We start from the raw sequence: 26,656 nt of genomic DNA on the forward strand, positions 1-26,656 counted from the left end.
AAAGGGAACCTTCCTATGGGATGATGACTCCAATCAATAGTTATCATCCCAATTACCTGTGAAAGCAACCCAATCTCTTTTACAAGTTTTCCAAAGCCGCAAGATGGTGGCGCTTCTATTTCTAGGTTTCGCATCAGGCTTACCCTTGTTTTTGACAAGCCAGACATTGCAAGCCTGGATGAGTATAGAAGGTGTCGATCTGGGTGCAATTGGGCTGTTTAGCTTAGTAGGCTTGCCCTACTCGCTGAAATTTATCTGGTCACCCTTGCTTGACCGATTTGTGCCGCCTTTTTTGGGACGGCGGCGAGGTTGGCTTGTGCTTACGCAAGCGGCGTTAATTTTTGCGATCGCAGCAATGGCGTTGCAACGTCCCAGTCAAGCCCTACAGTTCCTCGCTATCAATGCCTTAGTAATCGCTTTTTTCAGTGCCTCGCAGGACATTGCCTTTGATGCCTACCGTACAGATGTTCTAGAACCCTTAGAGATGGGGGCTGGGGCAGCGGTTGCGGTTTTAGGTTATCGCATCGCCCTGCTTGTTACTGGTTCTTTGGCGCTGATTCTTGCCGACCAAATTCCCTGGCCGACAGTTTATCTCTTGATGTCGGCTTTGATGGCGATCGGGTTACTGACATCTTTTTGGGCACCGGAACCCAGAAACCCCCGAACACCACCCGCTTCCTTAGCCGATGCTGTCAGCTTGCCGTTCATTGAATTTTTTCAACGTTCCGGTTTAGTCCGAGGCATTTTAATTTTATTGTTCATCGTCCTCTATAAATTAGGTGACGCTCTAGTCAACAATATGTCCAAGCCCTTTTTATTACCAAATACGGGCTTGGGCTTCAGCCAAACAGAGATTGGAGCAATTCAAGGCGGCATGGGGCTACTGGCAACGATTGTTGGTACCCTAGCGGGTGGAGTAATTCTTAGTAAAATTGGCATCAATCGCTCACTTTGGGTTTTTGGCATCTTACAAGCGGTGAGCAACTTTACTTATTTTCTCCTGGCACAAGTGGGGAAAAACTATTCCTTCCTAGTCCTCACGATCAACATTGAAAATTTTTGTGCAGGATTGGGGACAGCCGCGTTTGTTGCTTTTTTGATGAGCCTTTGTAACCAGCGCTTCTCAGCCACACAGTATGCTTTACTATCAAGTTTGATGGCAGTCAGTCGCGATATCCTAGTCGCTCCGGCTGGGACTTTAGCAAAAGCGACAGGTTGGCCTTCATTTTTCCTGATTAGTATTGTCGCTGCCTTACCCGGATTACTACTGCTACCCGTATTTGCCCCTTGGAATCCTCGAAATGCCCCCGTACCTGTATCGGGACTGGATGAAAAGGAGGAAACTGATGAGGTCTAATCTTGCAATTTTTATAGGAACGCTTCTGCTCTTCATTGCGATCGTTGCTGCGGCGATCTGGGGTTACATTCTCTCTCTTTTGTTCAGAGGATTCCTGACGATTAATCCTCAAACTGTTCTAGGAACGCTCATCCTCTTCATCACCGTTGTTTTACTGATTTGCGTTTTGTACTTCCTAATCAAGAGACAGCGAACATTAGCCTTGCGGCGAGTGACACCACTCCAGCCACCACCAACTACACTACAGCCGTTGTTGCTGCCACGAGACACCGCATCTCAGTCAAGTCTGAGTTCACCGAGTCCTGAACTCCAAAACCAACTCTACAGTATGTTGGGTGGCGATCGCGAACGGGCAGAACGCTTAGTTAATCAAGCCAAGAACAAACATCCTGGGATGTCGGAAGATTGGTATTGGGAAAAAGCGATCGCAGATTTAGGACGCGATCGGCGATAACGTTTTTTATAAATCGCCTAAAAATCGCTAGACTAAACAGCAAGGGCTTAACAAATCTTCAGCTAAGCTCTCACAAATATTCCGCTTTTACAGCTATCAATATGGCTATTTTTCGTCAATATGTTGCTCCATTTCTTGTATTGCTGGTGTTTTTGGTAGCGTTGTTGGCAGTAAGCGCTCGGATTTTCTTACCTTCAGATATGGCAGCCCCTGCACCGATTGAAGACGTTGAGTCTGCCAGCATACAATCACCAAAAAATGATCTAGCGCCGGGGTTGCCGACGGTGGATGTGCCAACGTTACCGACTTCCGCTGGTTCTGTTGAAATTAAATAGGTGTTCACGGGTGAGTTATAGCAGCAAGCCGTCAGCTATCAGTTATCAGCTTTTTGTTTTCTTGCTCTCTCTTTTTTCATTGACCTGAGCTGTACCTCATCCAACTCAAAACCGCTATCCACTCAGCTATTGAACATTTAACCCTTTCCCTAAAAGCAGCTAGCTAAGTATGCAATTTAATGCATAACAGTTTATTACCAGGCTACCGACTTCGTATTGGTTCAGGGCGGGAACGTCCAGCCTTAATGAAGTTCCTAGAACTCAGTTACCAAGAGCTTTTCCCAGAGCAGGACGATTTTTCCCATCTGACGGAAACGGTGGAACGGTACTTCTCTAGGGAAACGCCCCTTTTGTGGGTTGATTTAGATAATCCAGAAGCCTCACCGACTGTTGTACACTTACCACAGAGTCATCCTGTCGCTTGTCTTTGGCTAGGAAATGCGGTTGATCAGGTACAAGGCGATCGCCATGCTCATGTTTTTTTACTTTATGTGATACCAGAACATCGTCGTCGAGGAATTGCCAAAGCGCTGATGCGTCATGCTGAAGACTGGGCAAGGGCAAGAGGCGATTTTCAGATTGGGCTTCAAGTCTTTCAAAGTAACCAATCAGCTCTGGGTCTTTACCATCAACTAGGCTATCAAACTCAATCACTTTGGATGGTTAAGCCCCTTCATCACTCCTAATACTGTTTCGCGTTTAATCGATTACATAAGCTGATGGGGGATGGGGCGACAAAGAAATAAAGCATAATTTTAAAGATTTGGGGAACCAGGCTGAGAAGTTGTTAATTGTTGGTTGTTGGTAATGTGAGGGGCGACCGGCAGGATGAACAGTAACTTCGGAATACTTCAGCGTGATTTTAAACTAAAAACTCCTGACCGGAAAAAGGGAAGCCATCCAAAAGTGGATTTTAGTCGGAGGAAGCTACCTATAGGGTTAGGATTTGCGCTTGTGAATCTGGGGTTGTTGATTTCCCCATCCATCATTTCTAATCCTGTTCAGGCGGCAGAACAGATTTATGTCTCCTTTGGTCCAATAGAAGTATCTCTACCGATCGCGGCTTTAGAAGTGTATGCCAAAGAAGGAAGAATTGAGCCAGCATTAGCGGCTTATACTGGCTATCTCACTCCGGAACAACTCGAACAACTTAAGCAAGTTTTAGTGGCTCGTGTCGATATCACACCTGTTGCGATCGCACAATTTCTCTATTCTCCTCCAGGAGAAATCATCCTGCGACGAGTGGGTCAAATCATTGAAACCAAAGCTCGTCAACCTGGATTCTATGCGATTCGCGCAGCACTGATTAAAGCAGCCGCTGACCCAGAAGGCTTAACACTGTTAAATGTGTTGCGGGAGTTTCCTACCTACGGCATTCGGATTAACTCGTCTCGCGGTTTTGAGGTTATTGACGAACTCTCGAACCTAATTCAGCAAACAGGAGGTGCGATCGCAACCGTTGAACAACAAGCGATCACTGAAGCCTCCGCCCAACCTCCGACCAATTTCTCACAGTTACTAGACTTACGGCAATCTGGCTCCGTCAGCTACTCCAAGGAATCGTTTACCCTCAACGACCTTCGTCGTAATCGAACCTTCCCGGTTGACCTTTACCTGCCAAATTTGCAGCCGGGGGAGTTAGCACCCGTGATCGTTATTTCTCACGGACTCGGTTCTGATCGCCAGACGTTTGGCTATTTAGCGAATCACTTAGCCTCCTACGGATTTGCTGTGGCGGTACCAGAGCATCCAGGAAGTAATGCTGAGCAAGTGCAAGCGTTAATTGATGGTTTTGTCAGTGAAGTGGCTTCCCCACAGGAATTAATTGACCGACCATTGGATATCAAGTTTTTGCTCGATGAACTAAAGCGCTCCTATGGAGGGCGACTGAATCTGCAACGAGTTGGCGTTTTAGGTCAGTCGTTTGGTGGCTATACAGCTTTAGCTCTTTCTGGTGCAGAGATTAATTTTGAGCAATTGCAACAAGATTGCGGACCCGAAAACAATTCTTTGAATTTATCCCTACTCCTCCAATGTCGTGCTGAGGAATTGCTACCCGCTCGATATGACTTGCAAGATGAACGAGTCACTGCTGCGATCGCAATTAACCCAGTTGGCAGCACAACCTTTGGAGAATTACAATTCAGCCAAATCAACATCCCACTGATGTTGGTGGCTGGTAGCAACGATACTGTTGCACCCGCATTACCCGAACAAATTCAACCCTTCACCTGGCTAACTACTCCGAACAAATATCTGGTTTTACTCGAAGATGCAACCCACTTTTCCGCCTTAGCAGCATCAACTGGTTCGGTACCCGTGCCGCCACAAGTGATTGGTCCTGCCCCAGAAGTTGCACAAGAATATATGAAAGCCCTAAGTGTTGCCTTCTTTCAAACGTATATTGCAGGTAAATCAGACTTTCAAGTTTACCTTAGCGCTTCCTATGCCCAATACATTAGTCAAAGTATCATCCCCTTGAACCTAATACAGACTTTGACCCCAAACCAATTAACAGGAGTCACGGCGGCTGAAGCCAGTCAACAACCATCTTCGTTGCGACCCTAAAAGAAATTAAATGACAGAATCTGATTTGAAATTAGAACAACTCAAACAGAAATTAAGTAACCTTAGACGCTCAGCTTGGAAACCCATAGTTCGGGAAGGGGATGGCGCTTTAACTTCGAATTTTCTATTTGAAAACAACATAACAGTTACAGGAGATAAGTTAGGTGGTTGGCCGGAGTGGGTACAATATCCTGAATATCCAGATTGTCCAACTTGTCATCAACCAATGAAGCCATTTGTTTTTCAGATTGATTCAGAAGATAATCTCCCTTATATGTGGGGGGATGTTGGGGTAGGATATCTTATCCAATGCTCAAATCACAAAGAACAGCTAGCTTTCTTGTGGCAGTGTGGCTAACCAAAATTTATAGAATCGTGTTGTGCAAGGATTTTTAAACTTAAACAAACCAGCAGGGTTAACGTCCCATGACTGTGTTGCCAGAGTACGGCGGTTGGTTCGCCTGAAGCGAGTAGGACATGGAGGAACGTTAGATCCAGCAGCTACGGGTGTCCTACCGATCGCATTGGGTAAGGCAACACGATTGTTGCAATTTTTGCAATCTGATAAAGCCTACCAAGCAACCATCCGATTGGGAGTGAGGACAACAACCGACGACTTGGAAGGGGAAGTTATCGCCACAAAATCAGCAACTACGTTGACGCTGGAGAGCGTCTTACCCTTACTCCAGCAATTCAAAGGAAAGATTCAGCAAGTCCCACCAATTTATAGCGCGATTCAGGTAAAAGGGAAACGGTTGTACGAACTAGCGAGAGCGGGTGAAACGGTTGAGGTTCCAGTACGAACAGTAGAAATTTACCACATTGAAGTTTTAGATTGGCGTTCGGGGGAATTTCCAGAGATTGATGTAGCGATCGCGTGTGGTACTGGAACCTACATTCGTGCGATCGCGCGTGACTTAGGAGAGTCCCTGAATACTGGCGGAGTCCTAGCCTCCCTCATCCGTACCCAAAGCAGCGGCTTCAACCTAGCCGATAGCCTAACCTTAGATGAATTAGAAACCCAACTCCAAGAAGGAACCTTTCAACCCATTCCACCTGTAGCCGCTTTAGAACATTTAGCCGCCGTTACATTACTCGCGGAAGCCGCCTATCGCTGGTGTCTAGGACAGCGTATTCCTTGGCATGGTACCTTACCTGACACCTCAACAAAAGCAATACGAGTTCACGACGAAGATGGTACATTTCTGGGCATCGGTCAGGTAATTCCCTCAGAAATAGGACAACTACTAATTCCCCAGATGGTTTTTGAACAAACTGGAGTTCCACAAAAAGGCAATTAACTGAAAAGTCAAACATTACGTCAACGTGATCGCAAACCTCAGCCTCCGATACTAAAAGTACAAACTTCTAGCTTAGGCAAGTGCAGACGATGAAATTGACGGCTTTAATCAGCGTAATCCTCATCACAAGTATTGGTTTCGCATCAGAGCTTCCAGGTTTGTCAAAAACCAGTTCTAATTCTCAACTCAAGCAAGCTTTTGGCGCACAAAAATGGGGACGAACTATCAAAGCTGTTAATCAGATGAAAAAAGGTACTGACCCTAAGTACAACTCCAATCTCACGCTCTATCAAGCGGTACGCCTGCCTAAACAGCACTAGCTAATGCCGCTCCCTTAGCACTCAGGTATTCAAGGCGTTATCCCAAATCAATTCTATAGCCCTTCTTGGGTTCTAGTCGTAGAGACGTTCCGCCGGAACGTCTCTACAAAGTTTTATGGGTTGCTCTCCATCTGTCGCAAACATTTTTAAATTTGGTATGGGTGTTTACTCATTCTGTAAGCTGGCAGGTTATTTCTTCCACGCTGCACTGATTGATCTTCTCCGTAAGTATTGTTGCTCTAGATAATTACCGGGTTGAACCACAACCCAAACAGCGCATACAAATAGAGAAAATGGGGATAATGATAGACACCTCAACCAGTGTTTGAAATGCCTGAGGGGTTAGGGCAAATCCCCAAACCAGAAAAATTGACCCAGCTACTAGAGCTGCAATGCGATTAACCTCGTCTTTCGTCCTCAGAGCGATTAGGGAAGCCCCGAAACCAACTGTTAGGAATACCAAGCTAGTCATCTGCCTATCTATACACTTAGCGAGTAGGTGTAAATATAGCCAAGTGATTACCAGGAGCTTACATAGAAAGCCAAATATTTACAATTATTACTTTGGTGGCAGACCTGCGAGTTTAAGTTTTCCCAGAGAATGAGGGCTTTTATCTATCAGTTCATTCAGCCTACGACAGCGCAGAAATCTCGCTAACTACCTTCATTCGTCCCCGGTAGCAAGCATGTAGCATCCTATCAACAGATGCTCTCTCGTCTTCAGTCAGCCTCTCTTCTAATATTGCCGCCATAAGACCATAGCGGTCAGCCAGAGTAATTTGACCAGAACTGCTAACATCGGCAAATAAATCTGCGATCGCACCAGGCAGGAGGAGAACTTGAGTTGACATCTTCTGACCAGAGAAAAATCACTGTTCTTACTATCCTTTGTTTTCCCGGTTTGGGGGGTATGGGTTAGACCCCTTATCCTGAACGAAGCCGATTCATGACTTAGCCCTGTTTAAGTAATCCAGACTAAATAGACTAAGTGTATCCATCCTTTCAAAGACAACAGCAGTGGTAAGGTCATAAAGCAGACTTAAAGCAAAATACTTATAACGAAGATGACCGGAGAACTCCAAACTCAATCACCGCTCAGAATTTTACTAATCATCTCAATTGCCTTAGTGTTAGTTGCTGCAACTTTGATTGGTGCCAAGCTAATCTCCTCAGGAGGGATGAGGTTCGCCGGAGAAAAACCCACGAACATTGGTATTCAATCAGGACAGCTAGCACCTTGCCCTAACACACCTAACTGTGTCAACAGCCAAAGTCAAGATGCTCAGCACCGTATTGAGCCATTAACTTACAACTCAACACCAACAGAAGCGATCGCAAACCTCAAAAAAGTAATCGAGAGCCAAGAGCGAACAAAAATCATCACCGAAACCGGAAATTACCTCTACGCTGAATTTACGAGTAAGTTGATGGGGTTTGTCGATGATGTGGAATTTTTAGTCGATGACAGTGCTAAGGTGATTCACGTCCGCTCTGCCTCACGTCTCGGAAAGTCAGATTTGGGCGTGAACCGTACACGCATTGAAACAATTCGAGCGAAACTTAACGAACTCAAAAGCCAGGTGTAGACTCTAAAGTTAAAAGTAATTTACTCTGTCCAGGGTGCCACTAACATTCATTCGCCTTTAGGCATGGGATAAAAGAGGAATACGCATGACTGAGCCGCAAATTGCACCTTATGGTTCCTGGAAATCGCCCATCACGGCTGACCTGATTGTCGCTGGCACAATTGGGCTAGGTCAGATTGCCCTTGATGGGGAAGATGTCTACTGGATTGAGGGACGACCTGCCGAAGCGGGGCGAAGTGTAATTGTACGACGGACACCCGATGGCGAGATAACTGATGTTACCCCGTTCCCATTCAACGTCCGTACTCGCGTTCACGAGTATGGTGGCGGTGCTTTTACAGTCAAAGACGGCACAATTTACTTTTCCAACTTCACTGACCAACGCCTCTATCAGCAAACTCCTGACTCTGAGCCGCAGCCTTTAACCCCACAAGCAGAGCGACGTTATGCGGATGCTGTTATTGACTCAAAACGAAGACGGATTATCTGTGTGCAAGAAGACCACACCGATAGTGAGCAGGAGCCTGTCAATACGTTGGTCAGCATTAGCTTAGTCAATGGTGAAGATGTCCAAGTATTAGCTTCTGGTAGCGACTTCTACTCGTCTCCACGGCTTAGCCCAGACAACTCTCAGTTAGCGTGGCTGAGCTGGAACCACCCGAATATGCCTTGGGACAGGACTCAACTCTGGGTAGCTCAGATAAAGAACGATGGTTCTATGGGAGAAGCGGGATGTATTGCAGGTGGGGCGGAGGAGTCGATTTTTCAACCAGAGTGGTCTCCGGATGGTGTACTCTACTTTGTCTCTGATCGCAGTGGTTGGTGGAATCTCTATCGCTGGCTACCTCCCCTAGCGGCACAAGGACAAGGACGACCTCCCCTGAGTAAAGAAGGGTTAGGGGGTGCTGAGGGAGTTGAGCTACTGTGTGAAATGACAGCAGAGTTTGGGCTTCCCCAGTGGGTTTTTGGGATGTCTACTTATGCGTTTGAGTCAGCCAATCGCATTATCTGTACCTATACCCAAGAAGGGAGTTGGCAACTGGCAAGTCTCGACCTTCAAACGAGACAGCTAGAGGTCATTGAAACCCCTTACACAGATATCTCATCGCCAAAAGCAACAAGTGGTCGAGTAGTATTTGGTGCAGGTTCAGCAACAGAACCGACGGCAATTGTCCAGATAGATTTGGCAACAGGTGAAAATTCAGTGCTACGTCGGTCGAGCGAGTTAGAAATTAATACGGGATATCTATCGATACCACAAGCGATCGCTTTTCCTACAGATAATGAACTGACTGCCTACGCCTTCTTCTACCCCCCACAAAATCAAGACTACACGGCACCTGCTGGAGAGAAGCCACCACTAATTGTTAAAAGCCACGGTGGGCCCACTGCCTCTGCCTCTAGTACGTTTAACTTAAAAGTTCAATACTGGACAAGTCGGGGATTTGCGGTTCTCGATGTCAACTATGGTGGTAGCACTGGCTATGGACGGGAGTATTGTCAACGATTGAAAGACCAGTGGGGCATTGTTGATGTTGACGACTGCGCTAATGGTGCAAAGTATTTGGCTGAGCAAGGATTAGTGGATAGTGAGCGATTAGCGATCGCAGGGGGTAGTGCTGGGGGCTATACAACCCTTTGCGCTCTCACGTTCCGAGATGTCTTTAAAGCAGGCGCAAGCTACTACGGCGTTAGTGATTTGGAAGCGTTGGCAACCGACACCCACAAATTTGAATCGCGCTACCTGGATGGGTTGATTGGGCCTTATCCAGAGCGAAAGGATTTATATGAAGCGCGATCGCCAATTCACTTTACCCATCAACTCTCCTGCCCTGTAATTTTCTTCCAAGGGCTAGAAGACAAGATTGTACCGCCAAACCAGGCAGAGATAATGGTCGAATCCCTGAAGGCGAAGGGTTTACCCGTAGCGTATGTTGCCTATGAGGGAGAACAGCATGGGTTCCGTCGTGCGGAGAACATCAAACGTACCTTAGATGGCGAATTCTACTTCTACTCCCGTATCTTCGGCTTTGAACCAGGGGACGCTGTGGAACCCGTGCTGATCAATAATCTCTGAAATTGTTAGTCTGGAAGCATACAAATTTGCGTCACCCCAGAGATACAACAATGAGCAGGCAAGATACAAAAGCGCTCGCCCATCAGGAAACAAAAGCGCTCGCCCGTGAATTGAAAACCCAAGGGACAATCTTAGGTGGATTCGTTGCCACTATCTGGGTTTTAGAGTTTGTGGATGTTTTTCTTGGAGGGGCACTGAACAGGTACGGTATCCTCCCGCGTAACCTAATCGGGCTTCGTGGTATCTTGTTCGCCCCGTTTCTCCATGGTAATTTCGCACATCTAATTGCCAACACTATACCCTTCCTAACTCTTGGCTGGTTTGTAATGTTACGAGAAACCAGTGACTTTTTTGTAGTGACTGGGATAACAATGCTAGTCAGTGGGTTGGGTGTCTGGCTGATTGGCTCATCAGGGCTTCACATTGGTGCAAGTGGTGTTGTTTTCGGCTACCTAGGTTTCCTGCTGGCGCGTGGCTACTTTGAACGAAATATTCCCTCAATTCTGCTCTCAGTGATTGTCGGTTTCCTCTACGGTGGCGCAATTTGGGGAGTCTTACCGACACAGCCAGGAGTCTCTTGGGAAGGGCATTTGTTTGGGTTTATTGGTGGAGTAATCGCCGCACGCTTCCTATCACAGCGCAAGCAGGTTTCATAAGTTCGCTCAAGACAAGAAATGCAGAGAAAGCAAAAATTTCCTTACCTGGTTGGTTCCAAATGGACAGCCCAACAGAAAACTTGGGGTTGGCGACATTTCCAAGTCGTCAACCGCAAAAACCAGGGAAAGTGGGTTTTTGCAGAAATGGTTGCTTCGTGTGACCCAAATGTCCGTTTTTGGCTCAACGCTCAACAACTTAAAGACCGTTCCTTGTGGCAAGCGGGCTGGCAGTCTCTAGGAGAGATGGAACAAAGTCAGTAGCTGCAAAACAACTGGCTTGGTTAGAGTAACGCAGGAAGTCAAAACTCTTCAGACCAGAGAGAATCAGCTATCGAAAAAGCCTTTTACCTGCTTCTAGAGCAAATTCATCGGTTGCAGGGATGGGAACGGGTATAAGTTGATTTTTCTGAGGTTCAGGATGTGCGATCGCATTCTGAATCACACTTCTTTTAAACACTCCGTTCCTATAGAGTACTTACTTGTTTGAGTTTACGAAACTGATAAATTAACTACAAGTACTGGGTAGAACTTGACTCCTAACAAATGCTTTAATAGATGCCATCGAATATCTCAACTCGGTGGAACAAAGCCGCCGCAATGGGAGCAACAGTCATTAGATATTTCTGATTCTTATGAAAATCTCAAAGCCGATTCAGTATGTGATTGCTGTTGGAGGTCTATTAATTCTTGGTTTACTTGGATGGAATGCTTACAGTGCCTATCAGGAAAGTAACGCTGTAACTAGTGAACCGGCTCCAATAGCACCAAAACCAAAAGCGAAAGCTTCACCCACTCCAGTCGCCCAGAAAGCCTCCGCTCCAGCCGCCAAAGCTTCACCCACTCCAGTTGCTCAAAAAGCCTCCGCTCCAGCCGCGCAAGCCTCATCCCCAGCTACCGCCTTCTACAATGCCGTTAATAAAGCAACAAGTGCAGCAGAATTAACTCAAACTGCCAAGACGAAAACCCAATGGAGTACCGTCGCGACCAATTGGCAACAAGCGATCGCCTTGATGAAGGCTGTACCGAAAGCTAACCCAAATCATCAAGTCGCCCAACAAAAAGTTGTAGAGTATCAAAAAAACCTGAACTACGCCCAACAGGCATCAGCTAATGCCAGGTAAAAACTAGAGTTTATAACAGCTAAATACCTCACGGCGAACGTTCTGACTCGTTAATTAAACGAGTTTATTCGCTTGCCCAAAAAGTCACTACATAAGCCAGGTAAGCTACTGAGCCTTTAAATAGCACGGCAAAATTCACTTTAGGTTATAAAGACGAAGGGAGAAGCTTAGGGGAAGTCTTCCTTTCACTCTTACCTCTTTCCCTTTAACCCAGTCCCTACAAGCTACTTTTCTCATTCCAACGTATACATTTGGGACGTATACGCAAACAGGACGTTCCGCAATCGTGATTGTATACCTCGGCTCTCAATACTTAAAGAAGAAACAAGTTTGAAGCCCAGGAGCAAAAGACAATGACGACTTACCAAGGAACCGCCGCCAACGACCAATACACTTGCACCAGCCTTGAAAGCGCTTCACTACTTGGGAATGGCGGTAACGATGAGTTGTGGGGAAATACTAACAACGATTATCTTAATGGCGGAGAGGGCAACGACTGCTTGTATGGACAGGGTGGTGATGACTATGTGTGTGGTGGTTGGGGTGATGACCACATGTCTGGAGAAACAGGCAACGACTCCTACCTGGTTGACAGCATTAATGACTTGGTAGTCGAGAACCTGAATGAAGGCAATGACACTGTCATCTCTTATGTCAGCTACACACTTGGAAACAACCTAGAGAACCTGAGGTTGTTGGACGGCACCGCAACTGAAGGTAACGGCAACAGCCTCAACAACACCCTTGAAGGGAATAACATTGGCAACATTCTGTCGGCTGGTAACGGAAACGACTTGGTTTACGGCAACGCGGGTAATGACACACTCAACGGTGGTAATGGCAACGATGAACTCGATGGTGGCGATGGCAATGACTCTCTATACGGGGAAAATGGCAGTGACACGCTGATAGGTGGTTTTGGCAACGACAGCTTGGTTGGTGGCAAGGGCAATGATGTTCTGTTAGGTGGCTCTCACAACGACACTTTATCGGGGGGTCAGGGTAATGACCGCCTGAATGGTTATGCCACGACTGGCTTAGGGACTACAGAGTTTGACACACTTACAGGCGGAAGAGGGTCTGATACATTTATCCTCGGAGGCTCGTGGGGCGTTTCTTACCTGGGAGATGGCTATGCCACAATTACAAATTGGCAAGCGTCATCTGATCGTATTGAAGTTTCTGGTGATTTAGATCAGTATTCCTTCCAATCGGCAGACTTGAGTGGCACGTCAGCACTGGATATGGGCATTTACTACAACAACGACTTAGTTGGTATTGTGCAAGATTCAACTAACGTAACCATTGAGCAGCATTTTATTTCCTTAGCTTAATTCATTGTTCAGCAGCAAATTGTAATCTTATCCCGACTTGACTCATCAACCTAAATCTGACCCAACGCGATCGCTTATAGAAAACGAACACGAAGCAACGGATACTGTAGACTAGTGCAGCACCTCTTCACAAAAGCTCACTAGAACAAGCACAGACGCGATCGCATTAACAGGTTTTTGTTTCCGCTTTTTTTGTATGAACCTAGATAGCTCAAAGACGCTAAGATACACATTTCCTGCCCACCTTAGCGCCTCTATCACAATAATTAGAATTGCCTCACGGTGCCTGAATTAGCACTAAAGAATTCTCTGGTACATAACTGCGGAAAATTCCGTTATCCGCTAAAGCTAGAACGAGTCGCAGTGGAGAATCTGGTCCAATTTGTAAGTCTGCCCATGGGACAGCAACCTCTAAACATTGCTTGAGTGCGACTTTGGCACGACTGGAACGAGGATGCCATTGATAATGTTCCCCAGCCTCCTGGAACCAAAATGATTGGGTTAGAAGATTAATCCCTAGTTGGTGGTGGAACAGATAGTCCATCGGTGCTTCATCCGGTAGTTCTGCCAAGGGTGCAGGGCTATTGTGCATTATCCGCTCAGGGTAGAACCAGAGCAGGTGCAGTTCACCTGGAATATCTTTACCCAGTTGGATGCCTGCCTTGAAGTCCAGTCTCAAATAAAAGTTAAGGTGGTCAACACCATACCAGAGGCGTTGGATATCGCTGCTGCGGTGCATTGTGCCGCGTGCGCCTCCGATTTCAATTCGACCCGCATTATCCCAGTCCTGCTCATCTCCCATTCCGTCGATGACGGGATGGATAAAGCTTTCTGGTGTATGGCTTCCTCGGACATCGTGAATTTCAACAGGTTGCTTGAGGCTGGGAGGAATTGGCTCATTTAATGCCTGATAAATCGCACAGACATGTTCCCGGAACAGTTGGTCAAACATCGCATCCTGATTTGAGGTATGACCTTCACCAAACCACCAGAACCAGTCAGAACCTTCAGCAGCATACAGCGCTTCCCAAACTTCTGGGTTATTTTCTTCTGTGGCTTCTGGGTGGTTGGCCAAGACTTGCCGCGCTTCAGTTAGCAAATCCCAAGCACGATTTTTTGCTGGGTCACCAATCCAGGTTGTGAAGCTGCCATCGACCCAGGAACCAGTATGCAGTTGACCTTCTGGCAGAATTTCGGTAGGTGGAAACTGTTCAACAAATTCACTCACAGTTACCAGTTTGATTTCTGGATGTTGCGAGAATCTTTCATAGAGTGATTCTAGGAAGGGGATACCGTCTCTTTCGTAATGCTCCCAGCAATTTTCTCCATCCAAAGCAATATTGACTAACCAAGGCTGTTCTAACGATGTTCCACCACCTGGTTGTCTAGCTTTTAGGGAACGTGCGATCGCTTCTAAGTGTCCCACTAGATCAGCCGCAGCCTGTTTTGGCTCCATGGCTCCATAAGTAAAGCCAATTAAATCCGATAATCGATGGTCTCGAAATACAATTGATAGCGGACCATGAGGGGTTTCCAAACGATAAGGACGATAAAGCAACTCTGGTTCTGAAACATTCCCCGCTTCATCTCGGTGGAAAAAGTGCTTTAGTGTACAACCCAAGACAGCCTCATCGGAGCAAATCCATTCAAACCCTGTTTGGGCAATATAAGGTAAAATCTCTGGGCTAACAGACTGCTCTGAAGGCCATAAGCCACGCGGAGCGCGACCGAAGCGGTCTTTGTACATTTCCCAAGCTTTGTTAAGATGCCGAGGAATGTCCTCTTCCCACTGGAAGCGAGACTGCGGTAGGGTCATGTTTGGCACAGCCCGTTGCCCAACGTTTGTATCTGCCAGTAGAGGTAATATTGGGTGAGTGTAAGGCGTTGTCGTCACTTCCAGTTGCCCCGCATCTTGCATTTTCCGGTGCTGAGGAATAATCCGACTGAGGATTTCTCTTTGTTTTGAGAAAATCCGTTGGCGATCGCCTAAAGTAAAATTGCGCTCCTGCTTTAACCATCCCTCAATCTCTGGATCATCCCAAAATAGCGGGTCAATCCAGCTCAAGTTGTGCCATGCTAGCAGGTCACTATAGTCTTGCTCTGTCCAATTGTCTAAACACCACGCCCTTCCCTTATCCTGCCGCGTCCAGTACAACTCAGCATAGCGAGGGTGGGGGTCAATCAGCGTGTGGTGATTGCCATCAAAGAAATGCTCAATAATGAATTGCCGTTGTCCAGTATTTAGCTGTTCTGTGGGCGTTAGCGCTACTGCCAGATAAGGGTCGAAGGCAGTACCCGCGATGTAATCTTCGAGCTGCAAAATCAGCGACGGAACTAAGTTCACTGTTTGATGCAACTTTGGATAGCGCTCCAGCAGTAGCACTAAATCCAAGTAATCTTTCGTACCATGTAATCGCACCCAAGGTAGACGGTATTGCCCTGGAGCAACCGAGGCGCTATCACGGCATTTATACAGTGGCTGGTGCTGGTGCCAGATAAAGGCGACGTATAACGGATGAGCCATAGTTGAGAGTTAAAAGTTTAGTGTTAGGAGTTGAGCTGATTGATGGTAGCTCTCTAACTCTATAACTCTTAACCCTTAACTCAAAATTAAGCTGTTGTACATTTAACTGACTTACTGGGGAATGCTTTTGAAAAGCAAGAGGTGAGAGATTAGGGTCTTGCCTTACCTCTTACCTCTCACCTCTTACCAAACGATTGATGTTAAGTTATGCCCTTTAAAGGCACAGGCGCTTGTTAAAAGACTTGTTCAACTTCAGCAATTTCAGGGATAAATTCGCGCAAACGGCGCTCAATCCCCATTCTCAAAGTCATTGCTGAACTGGGGCAAGAGCCACAAGCTCCTTGAAGCCGGAGTTTAACAATGGGTCCATCCAACTCAACGAGTTCAACATTGCCGCCATCAGCCATTAGGTAAGGACGCATTTCATCCAAAACCGTTTCGACGTTTTCAGAAGTTAGTGCCAATGTTTCGGACATAATTCACCTTTAATGTTGTTGATAGTGGGTACGCACAAACCAGACGGGACGAGTCACGTCCCTTGCCACTACATTCATCCTAGCTCTGTTCAAAGTGAGCCAAGTAAGCTTTGAGCTTACCACTAAGAGCCTGTGTCAACTCAACACTTAGCACTTAGGATTTTGCTCAGACGGCTACAGGTTGCAACAGCTTCACATTTGAGAAGGAATACTCAGTAGTGATTGGCTTGCCGTCTTGCTCTGATTGGATCATGCGACGGGTCATGATGTAGTAATCGCCAACCTTCTCATAACTATCTTCAGATTGGCTACCTCCCTTAAGTTCACCCGTTTTAACATCGTGATACACGGAATCATAACGGCTAGCCAGATAGCCTTCACCCGTATCGAGACTGCTAAAGGTGTTGATGGTGACGACAATACCGTGGATGTGACGGTGGACGAGGCTCACTTCGTTATTACGGATTTTATAGCGATCGCCCATCGCCTTACCACTCACCAGGATTTCCACCGCTCCGGTTTCATCCGTTTCACCAAAGTCGAAGGTATTTTTACCGTGGGATTCTTCAAAAGTACGGCGAACGCGATGAATAGTAATTTCGCGTAACTGATTTACAATGTCCTCTTTTGCTTTCTCGTCGTCTACTCCAGTGACTTCTACAGCTAGTTTAGGACTAATGTGAACGGTACCTGTATAGACTTCATCACCCTGCTGCAACTGGACATCAGCCGTGTAGCCAGGGAAGTTTTTGTCCCAAGTGTAGCGGTTTTCGTAGGCAGATTGAAACAACTCACGAGCGCTTTTTTGCTCTGTCATAAGATCTTTATGCAATCAACCTCTCTAGTTTAAAAATCTTTGCAGAGGCTTGGAGCGTCTGCAAGAAAATTCAACCGTTTTGACACCAAAGACTAAGCGTTAAATAATTCAATCTGTTTTATCAGTCTGGTTGGCTAGAAATCATCACAGGCTCCTGATATAACGGCACCGTGAACGTTACCGTCGAACCTAGTCCTTCGCCCATGCTGTAAAAATTGACGACCCCACCCATCGTTTCTACCAGTTTTTGGGAGATGGTCAACCCTAAACCAGTACCACCATATTGCCGAGTGCGCTCACCATCCACCTGACTGAAGGATTGAAACAGTTTGTCTTGCTTATCGAGCGAAACTCCAATCCCGGTATCTGCCACCCGAACTTTTACCAATCCAGGAAGTTCCTGATCTTTGAAGGTTACCTTTTTCTTGAGAACCTCCGCACTCACGGTTACGCCGCCTTCGTGGGTAAATTTAATCGCGTTGCCAATCAAATTCAGCAGCACCTGCAACAGCCGTTGATAGTTGCCGTACAGAATCACATCATCATGGGTGGAAGGTAATTCAATATTCAGGCTGAGGTTCTTTTGTTGTGCTTGATTTTGAGTAAAGTTTCTGACATCATTCATCAGTTCACGAAGCTTGACTTGACTAAGTTCAAGCTCCATTTTGCCAGCTTCGATTTTGGCAATATCCAGGATGTCGTTGATAATATCCAGTAGATGCAGGGCTGAACGATGAGCATCATCAATGAATTCACTCTGTTCCTCTGATGTATCAACCATTCCGTCGATAATCAGCTTGAGGCTACAGATAATGCCATTGAGGGGAGTCCGCAGTTCGTGAGTTGTGTTGGCGAGGAACTGACTCTTAAGGCGAGACACCGCTTCGGCTTGCTCACGCGCTTCTTCTAACTGCTTGTACAACGTAGCATGAGCGATCGCAGTTCCAACTTGTTCTGCGAGTTCGCGCACCAACTCAATTTCTGCCTCACTCCATTGACGATGGCGATCGCATTGTTGCAATCGAATTAAACCATTGGGTTCGTCTTTGTCGGAAGTAGAAACAACCAGCACCGACTGCGCCGGAGTATTAGCTTTTGCGGCTATCTCTACTACGACTGGCTCCCGACTCATGAGGGCTTGCTTTAGGTCAGGTTCAGCACTCAGTTTCAGGGATTTGCCTACCGTTGACGCTGATGAGTCTTGAGAATACTCTGCCTTTACCTTGACTTCTAGAGCATTGGGTCTGTACGAGCAGATGGTACAGCGAGTTACCTGTAGCGCTTTCCCCAAGCTCTTCACCGTCTCCTGCCAAATCGTATCTAGGTCGAGTGTCCGACGAATCTTACGGGCAATCTGGGTTAGGAGTTTTTGATTGGGGTCTAAACTTAAGGGCATCAGAGAGTCGATCACCGTCTGAACCGATGCTTCAGGCAACAGGTGACCCATCACCAGAACTCTCGTGGTGCCATCAGCTTGCAAAATTGGGCTGATGACCAACTCAAACGGGAAAAATTGATCTTGGTAACAAAACGAATGGATGCAACGCTCAGGAGTCCGTTGTTCCAAAATTCGTTGAATTTGCTCCCGATACGCTTCTAAGGCGATCGGGCGAAACGTATCAATTAGGGGAAGTCCTAGCACTTGCTCGTTCGCCAGACCATAGCGCTCAGCCGCTTGCCAATAAAACGAGTGGTACTGACCAGATGCATCCTGAGTAAACACAAGCTCGGACCCCAACCCCTGCAAAAAGCCTTGCTTGCCTACTGCAGTAGCCGATTCCATATTGCTATACCCAGATCGAGGACATTGTAGATTAGCAGGAGCAGTCATTCAGAAGACACCTGGAAACTGCAAACGTTAAAGGATTAGCTGAAGCTATCGGGCGTAAATGCAACCAAAACAGCCGGGAGCCTCAGGCACAATTTCACGCGCATGAGTCCTTTACCTGTTTTATCTCAATCGTTCCATTCACCTCGTGGTGGTACGGGCGGATTTCGATCTAATGTACGGGTCAGTTCATCATCTCGTTCCCGTTCACCTCGAAGCCACTGACGAATTGCTGTCTCAATGACCTTACTTGGATCGTTAGTCAAGTGCTTGATTTGTTCTAACAGGTCTGAGTCCAGATGGATGGAAATTTCCTCCTTATCCGCTGAACGCTCTCGATGTACGGCATGATTGTTCATGTTAGGTATGTTCAGTTCCTCTTATTCATCTTACGTTAACTAGCCCTTGACACGCCAAGGGTCTGGGCTTGCTGAAATTTATGCAGTTTTATTAACCTTTTCCAATCATGCCATCTCCAGTATGTCTCCCGCTTTAGTGTGCGGAAACATTAAAATACATTAAGTGCTACTGAACTCTGTGCCAGTTCTTTAAGAGTCACCACCACAGCTATGACTGACGTTCCTGTCTCTCGCATTCGTAACTTTTCAATCATTGCCCACATTGACCACGGAAAATCCACTCTAGCCGATCGCTTGCTGCAAACTACTGGTACTGTAAAAGACCGGGAGATGAAGGAACAGTTCCTGGACAACATGGATCTGGAACGGGAGCGGGGCATTACGATTAAGCTACAAGCCGCGCGAATGAACTACACCGCCAGTGATGGTGAGGAGTACGTTCTGAACTTAATTGACACTCCGGGTCATGTCGATTTTTCCTACGAGGTATCGCGATCGCTTGTTGCCTGTGAAGGCGCACTGCTAGTGGTAGATGCTTCTCAGGGCGTTGAGGCACAAACACTCGCGAATGTTTATTTAGCACTTGAGCATAATCTCGAAATTATTCCCGTTCTCAATAAAATCGACTTACCCGGAGCTGAACCAGAGCGGGTAAGCAGCGAAATTGAAGAAATCATCGGACTCGATTGTAGCGGAGCAATTAAGGCATCGGCAAAAGAAGGGATTGGGATTAATGAAATTCTAGAGTCGATTGTGCATCTGGTGCCTCCCCCGAAGGACACGGTAAACCAGCCGTTGCGGGCGTTGATTTTTGATAGCTACTATGACCCCTATCGGGGCGTGATCGTGTATTTCCGGGTGATGGATGGAACCGTTAAAAAAGGCGATCGTGTCCGTTTGATGGCATCCGGTAAAGAGTACGAATTGGATGAACTTGGTATTCTTTCTCCTACTCAAGTTCAGGTTAATGAACTACACGCCGGAGAAGTAGGCTATCTGGCAGCCGCTATTAAAGCTGTAGAAGATGCCCGTGTCGGTGACACTATTACCTTAGCCGCCGCACCAGCCGCTGAGCCTCTACCTGGCTACACGAAAGCTAAGCCTATGGTGTTTTGTGGCTTGTTCCCAATTGATGCTGATCAATACGAAGACTTACGGGATGCCTTAGAGAAGCTGAAGCTTAATGACGCTGCCCTCAACTATGAGCCAGAAACCTCCAGTGCGATGGGATTTGGCTTCCGCTGTGGCTTTTTGGGCTTACTGCACATGGAAATTGTTCAGGAGCGACTGGAGCGAGAATACAATCTGGATTTAATCACCACAGCGCCTTCTGTAGTTTATAAAGTGACCACCCTTAGCGGTGAAGCCTTTGAGATTGACAATCCCAGCACTCTCCCACCGCCCCAAGAACGAGAAAAAATTGAAGAACCCTATGTCCAGGTAGAGATGATTACGCCAGAAACCTACGTTGGCACCTTAATGGAACTCTGCCAAAATCGGCGGGGTGTGTTTAAGGACATGAAGTATCTCACCCAAGGACGAACCACGTTAATTTATGAGTTGCCCTTGGCAGAAGTCGTAACAGACTTTTTTGACCAGTTGAAATCGCGATCGCGTGGCTATGCCAGCATGGAGTATCACCTCATCGGCTACCGAGAGAACCCTCTGGTCAAATTGGATATTTTAATTAATGCTGATGCCGTTGACTCTTTGGCGATGATTGTCCACCGAGACAAAGCCTACAATGTTGGTCGTGGAATGGTTGAAAAGCTTAAGGAACTAATTCCCCGTCACCAATTCAAAATTCCGATCCAAGCTTCTATTGGAAGCCGAGTAATCGCCAGTGAACACATCCCCGCTTTACGCAAAGATGTTCTTGCGAAGTGCTATGGCGGCGACATCAGCCGCAAGAAAAAACTGCTTCAAAAGCAAGCCAAAGGTAAAAAGCGGATGAAATCTGTTGGCACTGTTGATGTTCCGCAGGAAGCATTTATGGCTGTATTGCGCCTCGATCCACAGTAAAATTCCGAATATTTGTAAAGACTCTAGGTCGGCTCAAGGTTAAGGCTAAAGCTTGACAGAAAAATCTAAAGTTGAAAGCCAAACTTCTGTATCGCAGCATACATATTTGAAATAAACTAAGAGAGATTGCTCAAACAAGCTCTCAGGAGGCTCTGTTGTCGAAAACTGTAAAACAACAGAGCTTTCTTTTAGAACAAGAGTCTATTCATACAGAGAAAATCCTAGGCGTTGAGCTAGTGTACATTTATCCAGCAGATTGACACGCCGGAGTCCATGAACTTCGATGCACAACAAAACCCTGAAAGTCTCTTTCTCCGAATGCCTAATCACAACGGTCAAGCCGATTTCTCGAAACGAAGCAATTAAGAAAAAATGAATCAAACTTCTACTGGACTTATCTTCCAAGCTTTTTCTGAGTCACCAACTTCTAATTCCTAAAATTAGGCACTCAGAGGAAAATATAGAGGCAGAGTAGGAACCGTTGTCAGTATCTTCACACAGTCTTTAAATTTAGCTTGGTTTCACTTATCAAAATTGTGGCATCTTCAACATAAAGCGATTAGCATAGTCTTGCTAAAGTGATCCCCCTGTACTTGAAATTATGAGAATCCTGGTTACTGGTGGTGCTGGTTTTATCGGTTCCCATCTTATAGATCGATTGATGGAAGACGGGCATGAAGTAATTTGTATAGATAACTTCTACACCGGTCACAAGCGCAACATCCTTAAATGGCTAGATCACCCCTACTTTGAACTGATCCGCCACGATATCACCGAACCAATTCGATTAGAAGCTGACCAAATTTACCACCTGGCTTGTCCAGCTTCGCCAGTTCATTACCAGTACAATCCGGTTAAGACGATTAAAACGAACGTCCTAGGCACTCTGAACATGCTGGGTTTAGCGAAGCGAGTGAAGGCAAGATTTTTACTGGCTTCTACCTCTGAGATTTATGGAGACCCTGAGGTTCATCCTCAATCAGAAGATTACAGAGGAAATGTTAATCCCATTGGTCCTCGTAGCTGTTACGACGAAGGAAAGCGAGTTGCAGAGACTCTTGCTTTTGACTACCATCGGCAAAATGATGTAGAAATTCGCGTTGCTCGAATTTTTAACACCTATGGCAGTCGAATGTTTGAACAGGATGGTCGAGTTGTCAGTAATTTTGTTGTGCAAACCCTCCAGGGTAAGCCTTTGACGGTGTATGGGGATGGTTCACAAACCCGAAGCTTCTGCTATGTATCCGACTTGGTAGAAGGACTAATGCGGTTAATGAATGGTGAACATACGGGTCCCATCAATTTAGGCAATCCAGATGAATACACAATTTTAGAACTGGCTCAAGCTGTTCAGAAGATGGTGAATCCCGACGCTGAGATTATCTTTAAGCCTCTCCCTCAAGATGACCCAAAACGTCGCCGACCCGATATTACAAAAGCAAAGTCTTTGCTGGGATGGCAACCTACCGTACCCTTACAAGAAGGGTTAAAAATGACAGTGGAAGATTTTCGTGCTCGCGTAGCATCTCCTCAAGGGCAGCATCTAGCTTCAGTTTCAGAGTAGTCATCTTGTCAGGGTAAAAATCGGTAGACCAAGTGATTGAGAAGCTTGCACATCATTTGTTTGGGCTACCGATTCTGGAGAGCTAAAAAAATTCGGGTGCAGAGGAGATAGATGCAACAGCAAAAATTCCCTGACCCATCACTTGTATCAGTAAGGAGCTAATTTATGCGCGTTTGTGTCATTGGTACTGGATATGTTGGTTTAGTAACTGGTGTTTGCCTTGCTCATATTGGGCATCACGTCATTTGCATAGACAATAACGAAGAGAAAGTCAAGCTGATGAAATCAGGGCAGTCACCTATTTATGAGCCGGGACTTTCGGAAATTATGCATGAGGCAAGTCAGGCTGGAAATCTAGAATTTACTTCAGATTTAGCAGCAGGTGTGGCTCATGGTGAGGTTTTATTTATTGCTGTAGGAACACCTGCTTTACCAAACGGTGAAAGTGATACTCGTTATGTTGAAGCCGTGGCTCGTGGAATTGGCGCGAATCTTAACGGTGGTTATAAGGTAATTGTTAATAAATCAACGGTACCGATTGGCTCTGGTGACTGGGTACGGATGATTGTTTTAGATGGTGTTGCTGAGCGTCAGATGGCTCTGGTTGGCGCGGGTGGCGTTGTTACAGAAGCACCACCAGAAACGACGAGTGAGTTTGAAGTCGTCAGTAATCCAGAGTTTTTGCGTGAAGGCTCAGCGGTTTACGACACGTTTAACCCAGATCGAATTGTGCTGGGAAGCAATAGTGAACGTGCGATCGCAATGATGAAGGAACTCTATGCTCCCATTGTTGAGCGCAAGGTTGCTGAAGATAAGTCATTGCCTCCTGTTCCTGTTGTGGTTACTGATGTCAGCTCAGCCGAGATGGTGAAGTACGCCGCGAATGCCTTCTTAGCAACCAAAATTAGCTTTATCAATGAAGTTGCTAACATTTGCGATCGCGTTGGTGCTGATGTTACCCAAGTTGCGAAAGGAATCGGCTTAGACTCCCGAATTGGCAACAAATTTTTGCAAGCTGGTATTGGCTGGGGTGGTTCCTGCTTCCCCAAAGATGTCTCTGCGTTAATTCATACCGCTGATGACTATGGCTACGACGCTCAACTGATGAAAGCGGCTGTTAATGTCAACCAACGCCAGCGCTTAATTGCGATCGAAAAACTCCAGCAAGCACTCAAAATCCTCAAAGGTAAAACCGTTGGCTTGTTAGGCTTAACCTTTAAGCCAGACACCGACGACCTCCGGGATGCTCCAGCACTCATTCTAATTGAACAGCTAAACCGTCTTGGAACAAAAGTTAAAGCCTACGACCCGATTATTTCTCAAACTGGTATGCGTCATGGTTTAACAGGTGTTTTTGTGGAAACCGATCCAGAGCGGCTAGCCGATGGCTGTGATGCCTTGGTAGTAGTGACAGACTGGGAACAATTCCGGAAGCTGGACTATGTCAAGATGGCGAAGTTAATGAACAACCCTGTCATCATTGATGGTCGCAACTTCTTAGATCGAGAAGAAGTAGAGAAGGCTGGTTTCCGCTTTTTAGGTATTGGGCGATAGCATCCTTGTCCTTCAGAGAAGAGTTACAGAAAGCGGCGGACGAAATTACTCTTCCTCAAGCAGGAAGGGGTTTCCCGCCGCTTTGTTGTCTGTTAAAGAATATAGATAACCAACAACCAACAACTAATAACCAATAACCAATAACCAACAACCTTACGTTGGATGAGTTAAGGTAACTGTAGTTGAGCTTGTGTATTGAAAAATTGGCGGCAAAGTCCTTGAGTCACCAAGACAGTTGTCACGAGGTTGGCAAAGGCAAGCATAAACATAATCAAGATTTGGTAAGAGGCTGCATTTAAGGGGTCAATACCACTCAACAGTTGACCTGTGATAATCCCCGGTAGCGTGACAACACCGACAACCATCATTTGGTTGAGGGTAGGAATGAGTCCGGCGCGGATTGCGTCTTTGCGGTAGGTTGCTACTGCCTGTTGTGGAGTTGCGCCTAGGCTTAAATGAGTTTCGATTTCCAGGCGACTGCTGCTAATTGTGCTGACGAGGCGTTCACCTGCGATCGCAGCCCCATTCATCGCGTTTCCCAGAACAATCCCAGCTAAGGGAATTAAGTACTGTGGCTCATACCAGCTTTCTGGTTGAATAATCAACAGATTTGTATAACTCAACGTGAGGGCTGTACTGAAGAAAATTGCCCCAAACACTACATACAACAGTTGGGGAATCTTTTTGCTGATGCGATTGCGAGCCGTAATTGTAGCAATCGTCAGCATCACCAGTAAGACGGCTAGAACAGCAAAAGGGTCGTTTAGGGCAAAAACCACAAAGAGTATATACCCGACACCTATTAGCTGTATAACGGTGCGTACTGTCGCGATCGCAAGTGACATTTCCAGCCCCAACCCTTGCCAACTGGATAACCCAATTGCGATCGCCATCATGCCCAATGCCCAAACTAAGTCAGTTAAGTCAAGTTCAATTAAAGAATCCACGTTCGGTTACACGTAAGAGGTAAAAGGTGAGAAATCTGCGTTCTTCAGAGTGCCTCCAAGACTAAATGAAGGATAGAGGAAGATGCTTCACTGGAAGCCAAGCAACCCTCCAGAATCTCCAGCCTCTTTTAATTATCTCCGTCACTAGCTAACACATAATGCCATGAGTACTTGAAACAATTTGAGAACTTTATCATTCTGAAGAAACATGAACAGGGAACACCTGGATTCCCTTTTTCGGCAAAATTTGATTTATTTAAGTAAAAATTCTAGGTGTAAGCGAGTGAATAACGTTCCCACTTTTGACCTGACACGGCAATACCAACTGATTGGAGAAGAAGTAAATGCTGCGGTTCAGGACGTTTTGACCTCTGGGTGCTACATCGGTGGTTCAATTGTTAAGGGTTTTGAGCAACAGTTTGCGGATTACACAGGGGTTAAAGACTGCGTAGCTTGTAATTCTGGTACTGATGCTCTCTATCTTGCACTACGCGCTTTGCAAATCGGTTCTGGTGATGAGGTGATTACAACACCCTTCACGTTTATTGCTACGGCTGAAGTAATTACGGTTGTTGGTGCAACGCCTGTTTTTGTTGATATTGACCCGAAAACTTTTAATCTTGATGTCACGCAATTAAAAGCGGCAATCACAAAACGGACAAAAGCCATCCTGCCCGTTCACTTATTTGGACAGTCGGTGGATATGACGGCACTGATGGCGATCGCAAACGAGGCAGGAATAGCTGTAATTGAAGATTGTGCCCAAGCAGTAGGCGCCCAGTGGAAGGGGCAAAAGGTAGGGAGTATTGGGCATATTGGCTGTTTTAGTTTCTATCCCACAAAAAATCTGGGTGCCTGTGGCGATGGCGGCGCGGTAACGACAAATGATCCTGCGATCGCGGATTCCATCCGTAAGCTGCGAGAGCATGGAATGAGTAGTGTTCGCTATCGTCATGACGAAACGGGCATCAACAGTCGCTTGGATGCCATGCAAGCGGCAATCCTCCAAATAAAACTACGCTATCTTGACCGTTGGAATAATGCACGTCGTGAGCTGGCTACCAATTATCACCAGTTGTTGCAGCCAGTACCAGGAGTCGTGATTCCCGAAGAAACTGCCGAAGGGCGTTCTGTCTGGAATCAATACACCATCCGTTTGATTAAAGAAAGTAATACTAACCACTACCGGGACGAGGTACGGAACAAGCTACAGCAAGTTGGTGTCAATACAGCGGTTTATTACCCGTTACCTTTGCACTTGCAGCCAGTCTACAAGGATTTAGGTTGCAAACCCGGTCAGTTGCCGATCGCTGAGCAAGCTTGCCATGAGGTATTGTCGCTGCCAATGTTCCCAGAACTGTCGTTTGAGGAACAGCAGCAAGTAGTCTACAGCTTGAAGGATTGTATTATTTATTAGCCCACTGGCTGCCCATAAGCCTTTGCAGGGGCGCTGCGT

The 26,656-nt window shown here is 46.3% G+C and carries 27 protein-coding genes; 18 read left to right on the plus strand and 9 right to left on the minus strand.

Annotated elements, in window-relative coordinates; translation table 11 throughout:
- The first annotated feature begins 58 nt into the window (after positions 1-58).
- The 8 genes from H6F98_RS28625 to H6F98_RS28660 all read left to right on the plus strand — a co-directional run bounded on the left by H6F98_RS28625 (position 59) and on the right by H6F98_RS28660 (position 6,335).
- Complete coding sequence (locus tag H6F98_RS28625) at positions 59-1,357, plus strand: AmpG family muropeptide MFS transporter (protein ID WP_192222132.1); 1,299 nt, start codon at positions 59-61, stop codon at positions 1,355-1,357.
- Entirely contained in the window at positions 1,347-1,811 is a 465-nt protein-coding gene (locus H6F98_RS28630; RefSeq protein ID WP_192222133.1) for an ABC transporter permease, read from the plus strand. The genes H6F98_RS28625 and H6F98_RS28630 overlap by 11 nt, the downstream gene beginning before the upstream one ends.
- 101 nt (positions 1,812-1,912) lie before the next feature.
- On the plus strand, positions 1,913-2,146 hold the full coding sequence (locus H6F98_RS28635; protein ID WP_192222134.1) for a hypothetical protein: 234 nt from the start codon (positions 1,913-1,915) through the stop codon (positions 2,144-2,146).
- Between the two features lie 179 nt (positions 2,147-2,325).
- The gene (locus tag H6F98_RS28640) at positions 2,326-2,832 is read left to right on the plus strand and encodes an N-acetyltransferase (RefSeq protein WP_192222135.1); all 507 of its coding nucleotides are present in this window, start codon (positions 2,326-2,328) and stop codon (positions 2,830-2,832) included.
- A 142-nt stretch (positions 2,833-2,974) separates the two neighbouring features.
- Entirely contained in the window at positions 2,975-4,714 is a 1,740-nt protein-coding gene (locus tag H6F98_RS28645) for an alpha/beta hydrolase (RefSeq protein WP_192222136.1), read from the plus strand.
- Between the two features lie 10 nt (positions 4,715-4,724).
- Entirely contained in the window at positions 4,725-5,072 is a 348-nt protein-coding gene (locus H6F98_RS28650; protein ID WP_192222137.1) for a DUF1963 domain-containing protein, read from the plus strand.
- A gap of 22 nt (positions 5,073-5,094) precedes the next feature.
- Positions 5,095-6,015 (plus strand): tRNA pseudouridine(55) synthase TruB, encoded by a 921-nt coding sequence (truB, locus tag H6F98_RS28655; protein ID WP_192222138.1) that lies wholly within the window; start codon positions 5,095-5,097, stop codon positions 6,013-6,015.
- Positions 6,016-6,095: 80 nt separating this feature from the next.
- Positions 6,096-6,335 carry a hypothetical protein gene (locus H6F98_RS28660; protein WP_206759687.1) on the plus strand — a complete coding sequence of 80 codons (240 nt, stop codon included), beginning with the start codon at positions 6,096-6,098 and terminating at the stop codon, positions 6,333-6,335.
- A gap of 247 nt (positions 6,336-6,582) precedes the next feature.
- Here H6F98_RS28660 and H6F98_RS28665 read toward each other — a convergent pair whose 3' ends face one another.
- Positions 6,583-6,807, minus strand: coding sequence for a hypothetical protein (locus tag H6F98_RS28665; RefSeq protein ID WP_192222140.1), 225 nt, complete (start codon positions 6,805-6,807; stop codon positions 6,583-6,585).
- A gap of 160 nt (positions 6,808-6,967) precedes the next feature.
- Positions 6,968-7,186 carry a hypothetical protein gene (locus H6F98_RS28670; protein WP_192222141.1) on the minus strand — a complete coding sequence of 73 codons (219 nt, stop codon included), beginning with the start codon at positions 7,184-7,186 and terminating at the stop codon, positions 6,968-6,970.
- Between the two features lie 213 nt (positions 7,187-7,399).
- Here H6F98_RS28670 and H6F98_RS28675 point away from each other — a divergent pair, with 213 nt between their 5' ends.
- From H6F98_RS28675 to H6F98_RS28690, 4 genes are all read left to right on the plus strand, one after another.
- Entirely contained in the window at positions 7,400-7,921 is a 522-nt protein-coding gene (locus H6F98_RS28675; RefSeq protein WP_192222142.1) for a DUF1499 domain-containing protein, read from the plus strand.
- Between the two features lie 85 nt (positions 7,922-8,006).
- Positions 8,007-9,998: a S9 family peptidase gene (locus H6F98_RS28680; protein ID WP_192222143.1), complete on the plus strand. Its 1,992-nt coding sequence runs from the start codon at positions 8,007-8,009 to the stop codon at positions 9,996-9,998.
- A 50-nt stretch (positions 9,999-10,048) separates the two neighbouring features.
- On the plus strand, positions 10,049-10,654 hold the full coding sequence (locus H6F98_RS28685; protein WP_192222144.1) for a rhomboid family intramembrane serine protease: 606 nt from the start codon (positions 10,049-10,051) through the stop codon (positions 10,652-10,654).
- Between the two features lie 18 nt (positions 10,655-10,672).
- A complete protein-coding gene (locus H6F98_RS28690) occupies positions 10,673-10,915 on the plus strand; it encodes a TIGR02450 family Trp-rich protein (protein WP_192222145.1) in 243 nt (80 codons plus the stop codon).
- Between the two features lie 67 nt (positions 10,916-10,982).
- On the opposite strand, the gene H6F98_RS34255 is transcribed toward H6F98_RS28690, so the two are convergent.
- On the minus strand, positions 10,983-11,111 hold the full coding sequence (locus H6F98_RS34255) for a hypothetical protein (RefSeq protein WP_277927622.1): 129 nt from the start codon (positions 11,109-11,111) through the stop codon (positions 10,983-10,985).
- A 175-nt stretch (positions 11,112-11,286) separates the two neighbouring features.
- Here H6F98_RS34255 and H6F98_RS28695 point away from each other — a divergent pair, with 175 nt between their 5' ends.
- Together H6F98_RS28695 and H6F98_RS28700 are read left to right on the plus strand one after the other, a co-directional pair.
- Positions 11,287-11,775 carry a hypothetical protein gene (locus H6F98_RS28695; RefSeq protein ID WP_192222146.1) on the plus strand — a complete coding sequence of 163 codons (489 nt, stop codon included), beginning with the start codon at positions 11,287-11,289 and terminating at the stop codon, positions 11,773-11,775.
- Positions 11,776-12,128: 353 nt separating this feature from the next.
- A complete protein-coding gene (locus H6F98_RS28700; protein ID WP_192222147.1) occupies positions 12,129-13,109 on the plus strand; it encodes a calcium-binding protein in 981 nt (326 codons plus the stop codon).
- 277 nt (positions 13,110-13,386) lie between these two features.
- Here H6F98_RS28700 and H6F98_RS28705 read toward each other — a convergent pair whose 3' ends face one another.
- The 5 genes from H6F98_RS28705 to H6F98_RS28725 form a co-directional block, all read right to left on the minus strand.
- Positions 13,387-15,633, minus strand: a complete 2,247-nt coding sequence (locus H6F98_RS28705) for a glycoside hydrolase (protein WP_192222148.1) — start codon at positions 15,631-15,633, stop codon at positions 13,387-13,389.
- A gap of 233 nt (positions 15,634-15,866) precedes the next feature.
- Positions 15,867-16,109, minus strand: coding sequence for a NifU family protein (locus tag H6F98_RS28710; protein WP_192222149.1), 243 nt, complete (start codon positions 16,107-16,109; stop codon positions 15,867-15,869).
- 166 nt (positions 16,110-16,275) lie between these two features.
- Positions 16,276-16,926 carry a DUF3386 domain-containing protein gene (locus tag H6F98_RS28715; protein WP_192222150.1) on the minus strand — a complete coding sequence of 217 codons (651 nt, stop codon included), beginning with the start codon at positions 16,924-16,926 and terminating at the stop codon, positions 16,276-16,278.
- A 121-nt stretch (positions 16,927-17,047) separates the two neighbouring features.
- Positions 17,048-18,709, minus strand: coding sequence for an ATP-binding protein (locus H6F98_RS28720; RefSeq protein WP_242058738.1), 1,662 nt, complete (start codon positions 18,707-18,709; stop codon positions 17,048-17,050).
- Between the two features lie 173 nt (positions 18,710-18,882).
- Positions 18,883-19,113 carry a type II toxin-antitoxin system CcdA family antitoxin gene (locus H6F98_RS28725; protein WP_192222152.1) on the minus strand — a complete coding sequence of 77 codons (231 nt, stop codon included), beginning with the start codon at positions 19,111-19,113 and terminating at the stop codon, positions 18,883-18,885.
- Between the two features lie 210 nt (positions 19,114-19,323).
- On the opposite strand from H6F98_RS28725, the gene lepA reads away from it, so the two are divergent.
- The 3 genes from lepA (at position 19,324) to H6F98_RS28740 (ending at position 24,253) form a co-directional block, all read left to right on the plus strand.
- A complete protein-coding gene (lepA, locus tag H6F98_RS28730; RefSeq protein ID WP_192222153.1) occupies positions 19,324-21,135 on the plus strand; it encodes a translation elongation factor 4 in 1,812 nt (603 codons plus the stop codon).
- A gap of 601 nt (positions 21,136-21,736) precedes the next feature.
- Positions 21,737-22,699: a UDP-glucuronic acid decarboxylase family protein gene (locus tag H6F98_RS28735; protein WP_192222154.1), complete on the plus strand. Its 963-nt coding sequence runs from the start codon at positions 21,737-21,739 to the stop codon at positions 22,697-22,699.
- Positions 22,700-22,864: 165 nt separating this feature from the next.
- A complete protein-coding gene (locus H6F98_RS28740; RefSeq protein ID WP_192222155.1) occupies positions 22,865-24,253 on the plus strand; it encodes a UDP-glucose/GDP-mannose dehydrogenase family protein in 1,389 nt (462 codons plus the stop codon).
- A gap of 167 nt (positions 24,254-24,420) precedes the next feature.
- On the opposite strand, the gene H6F98_RS28745 is transcribed toward H6F98_RS28740, so the two are convergent.
- Complete coding sequence (locus H6F98_RS28745) at positions 24,421-25,200, minus strand: ABC transporter permease (protein WP_192222156.1); 780 nt, start codon at positions 25,198-25,200, stop codon at positions 24,421-24,423.
- 283 nt (positions 25,201-25,483) lie between these two features.
- Between H6F98_RS28745 and H6F98_RS28750 the strand changes: the two genes are divergently transcribed.
- On the plus strand, positions 25,484-26,617 hold the full coding sequence (locus H6F98_RS28750) for a DegT/DnrJ/EryC1/StrS family aminotransferase (RefSeq protein ID WP_313929962.1): 1,134 nt from the start codon (positions 25,484-25,486) through the stop codon (positions 26,615-26,617).
- The last annotated feature ends 39 nt before the right edge of the window (positions 26,618-26,656 follow it).

Origin of the sequence: Microcoleus sp. FACHB-SPT15 (genome assembly GCF_014849525.1) — a bacterium.
Taxonomy (GTDB): domain Bacteria; phylum Cyanobacteriota; class Cyanobacteriia; order Cyanobacteriales; family Coleofasciculaceae; genus Symplocastrum; species Symplocastrum torsivum.

Bases quoted from the DNA above. Each gene is read 5' to 3' on its own strand.
- H6F98_RS28630 (WP_192222133.1), top strand. From the start codon at position 1,347: ATGAGGTCTAATCTTGCAATTTTTATAGGAACGCTTCTGCTCTTCATT.
- H6F98_RS28635 (WP_192222134.1), top strand. From the start codon at position 1,913: ATGGCTATTTTTCGTCAATATGTTGCTCCATTTCTTGTATTGCTGGTG.
- H6F98_RS28640 (WP_192222135.1), top strand. From the start codon at position 2,326: ATGCATAACAGTTTATTACCAGGCTACCGACTTCGTATTGGTTCAGGG.
- H6F98_RS28645 (WP_192222136.1), top strand. From the start codon at position 2,975: ATGAACAGTAACTTCGGAATACTTCAGCGTGATTTTAAACTAAAAACT.
- H6F98_RS28650 (WP_192222137.1), top strand. From the start codon at position 4,725: ATGACAGAATCTGATTTGAAATTAGAACAACTCAAACAGAAATTAAGT.
- H6F98_RS28665 (WP_192222140.1), bottom strand. From the start codon at position 6,807: ATGACTAGCTTGGTATTCCTAACAGTTGGTTTCGGGGCTTCCCTAATC.
- H6F98_RS28670 (WP_192222141.1), bottom strand. From the start codon at position 7,186: ATGTCAACTCAAGTTCTCCTCCTGCCTGGTGCGATCGCAGATTTATTT.
- H6F98_RS28675 (WP_192222142.1), top strand. From the start codon at position 7,400: ATGACCGGAGAACTCCAAACTCAATCACCGCTCAGAATTTTACTAATC.
- H6F98_RS28680 (WP_192222143.1), top strand. From the start codon at position 8,007: ATGACTGAGCCGCAAATTGCACCTTATGGTTCCTGGAAATCGCCCATC.
- H6F98_RS28685 (WP_192222144.1), top strand. From the start codon at position 10,049: ATGAGCAGGCAAGATACAAAAGCGCTCGCCCATCAGGAAACAAAAGCG.
- H6F98_RS28690 (WP_192222145.1), top strand. From the start codon at position 10,673: ATGCAGAGAAAGCAAAAATTTCCTTACCTGGTTGGTTCCAAATGGACA.
- H6F98_RS28695 (WP_192222146.1), top strand. From the start codon at position 11,287: ATGAAAATCTCAAAGCCGATTCAGTATGTGATTGCTGTTGGAGGTCTA.
- H6F98_RS28700 (WP_192222147.1), top strand. From the start codon at position 12,129: ATGACGACTTACCAAGGAACCGCCGCCAACGACCAATACACTTGCACC.
- H6F98_RS28705 (WP_192222148.1), bottom strand. From the start codon at position 15,633: ATGGCTCATCCGTTATACGTCGCCTTTATCTGGCACCAGCACCAGCCA.
- H6F98_RS28710 (WP_192222149.1), bottom strand. From the start codon at position 16,109: ATGTCCGAAACATTGGCACTAACTTCTGAAAACGTCGAAACGGTTTTG.
- H6F98_RS28715 (WP_192222150.1), bottom strand. From the start codon at position 16,926: ATGACAGAGCAAAAAAGCGCTCGTGAGTTGTTTCAATCTGCCTACGAA.
- H6F98_RS28720 (WP_242058738.1), bottom strand. From the start codon at position 18,709: ATGGAATCGGCTACTGCAGTAGGCAAGCAAGGCTTTTTGCAGGGGTTG.
- H6F98_RS28725 (WP_192222152.1), bottom strand. From the start codon at position 19,113: ATGAACAATCATGCCGTACATCGAGAGCGTTCAGCGGATAAGGAGGAA.
- lepA (WP_192222153.1), top strand. From the start codon at position 19,324: ATGACTGACGTTCCTGTCTCTCGCATTCGTAACTTTTCAATCATTGCC.
- H6F98_RS28735 (WP_192222154.1), top strand. From the start codon at position 21,737: ATGAGAATCCTGGTTACTGGTGGTGCTGGTTTTATCGGTTCCCATCTT.
- H6F98_RS28740 (WP_192222155.1), top strand. From the start codon at position 22,865: ATGCGCGTTTGTGTCATTGGTACTGGATATGTTGGTTTAGTAACTGGT.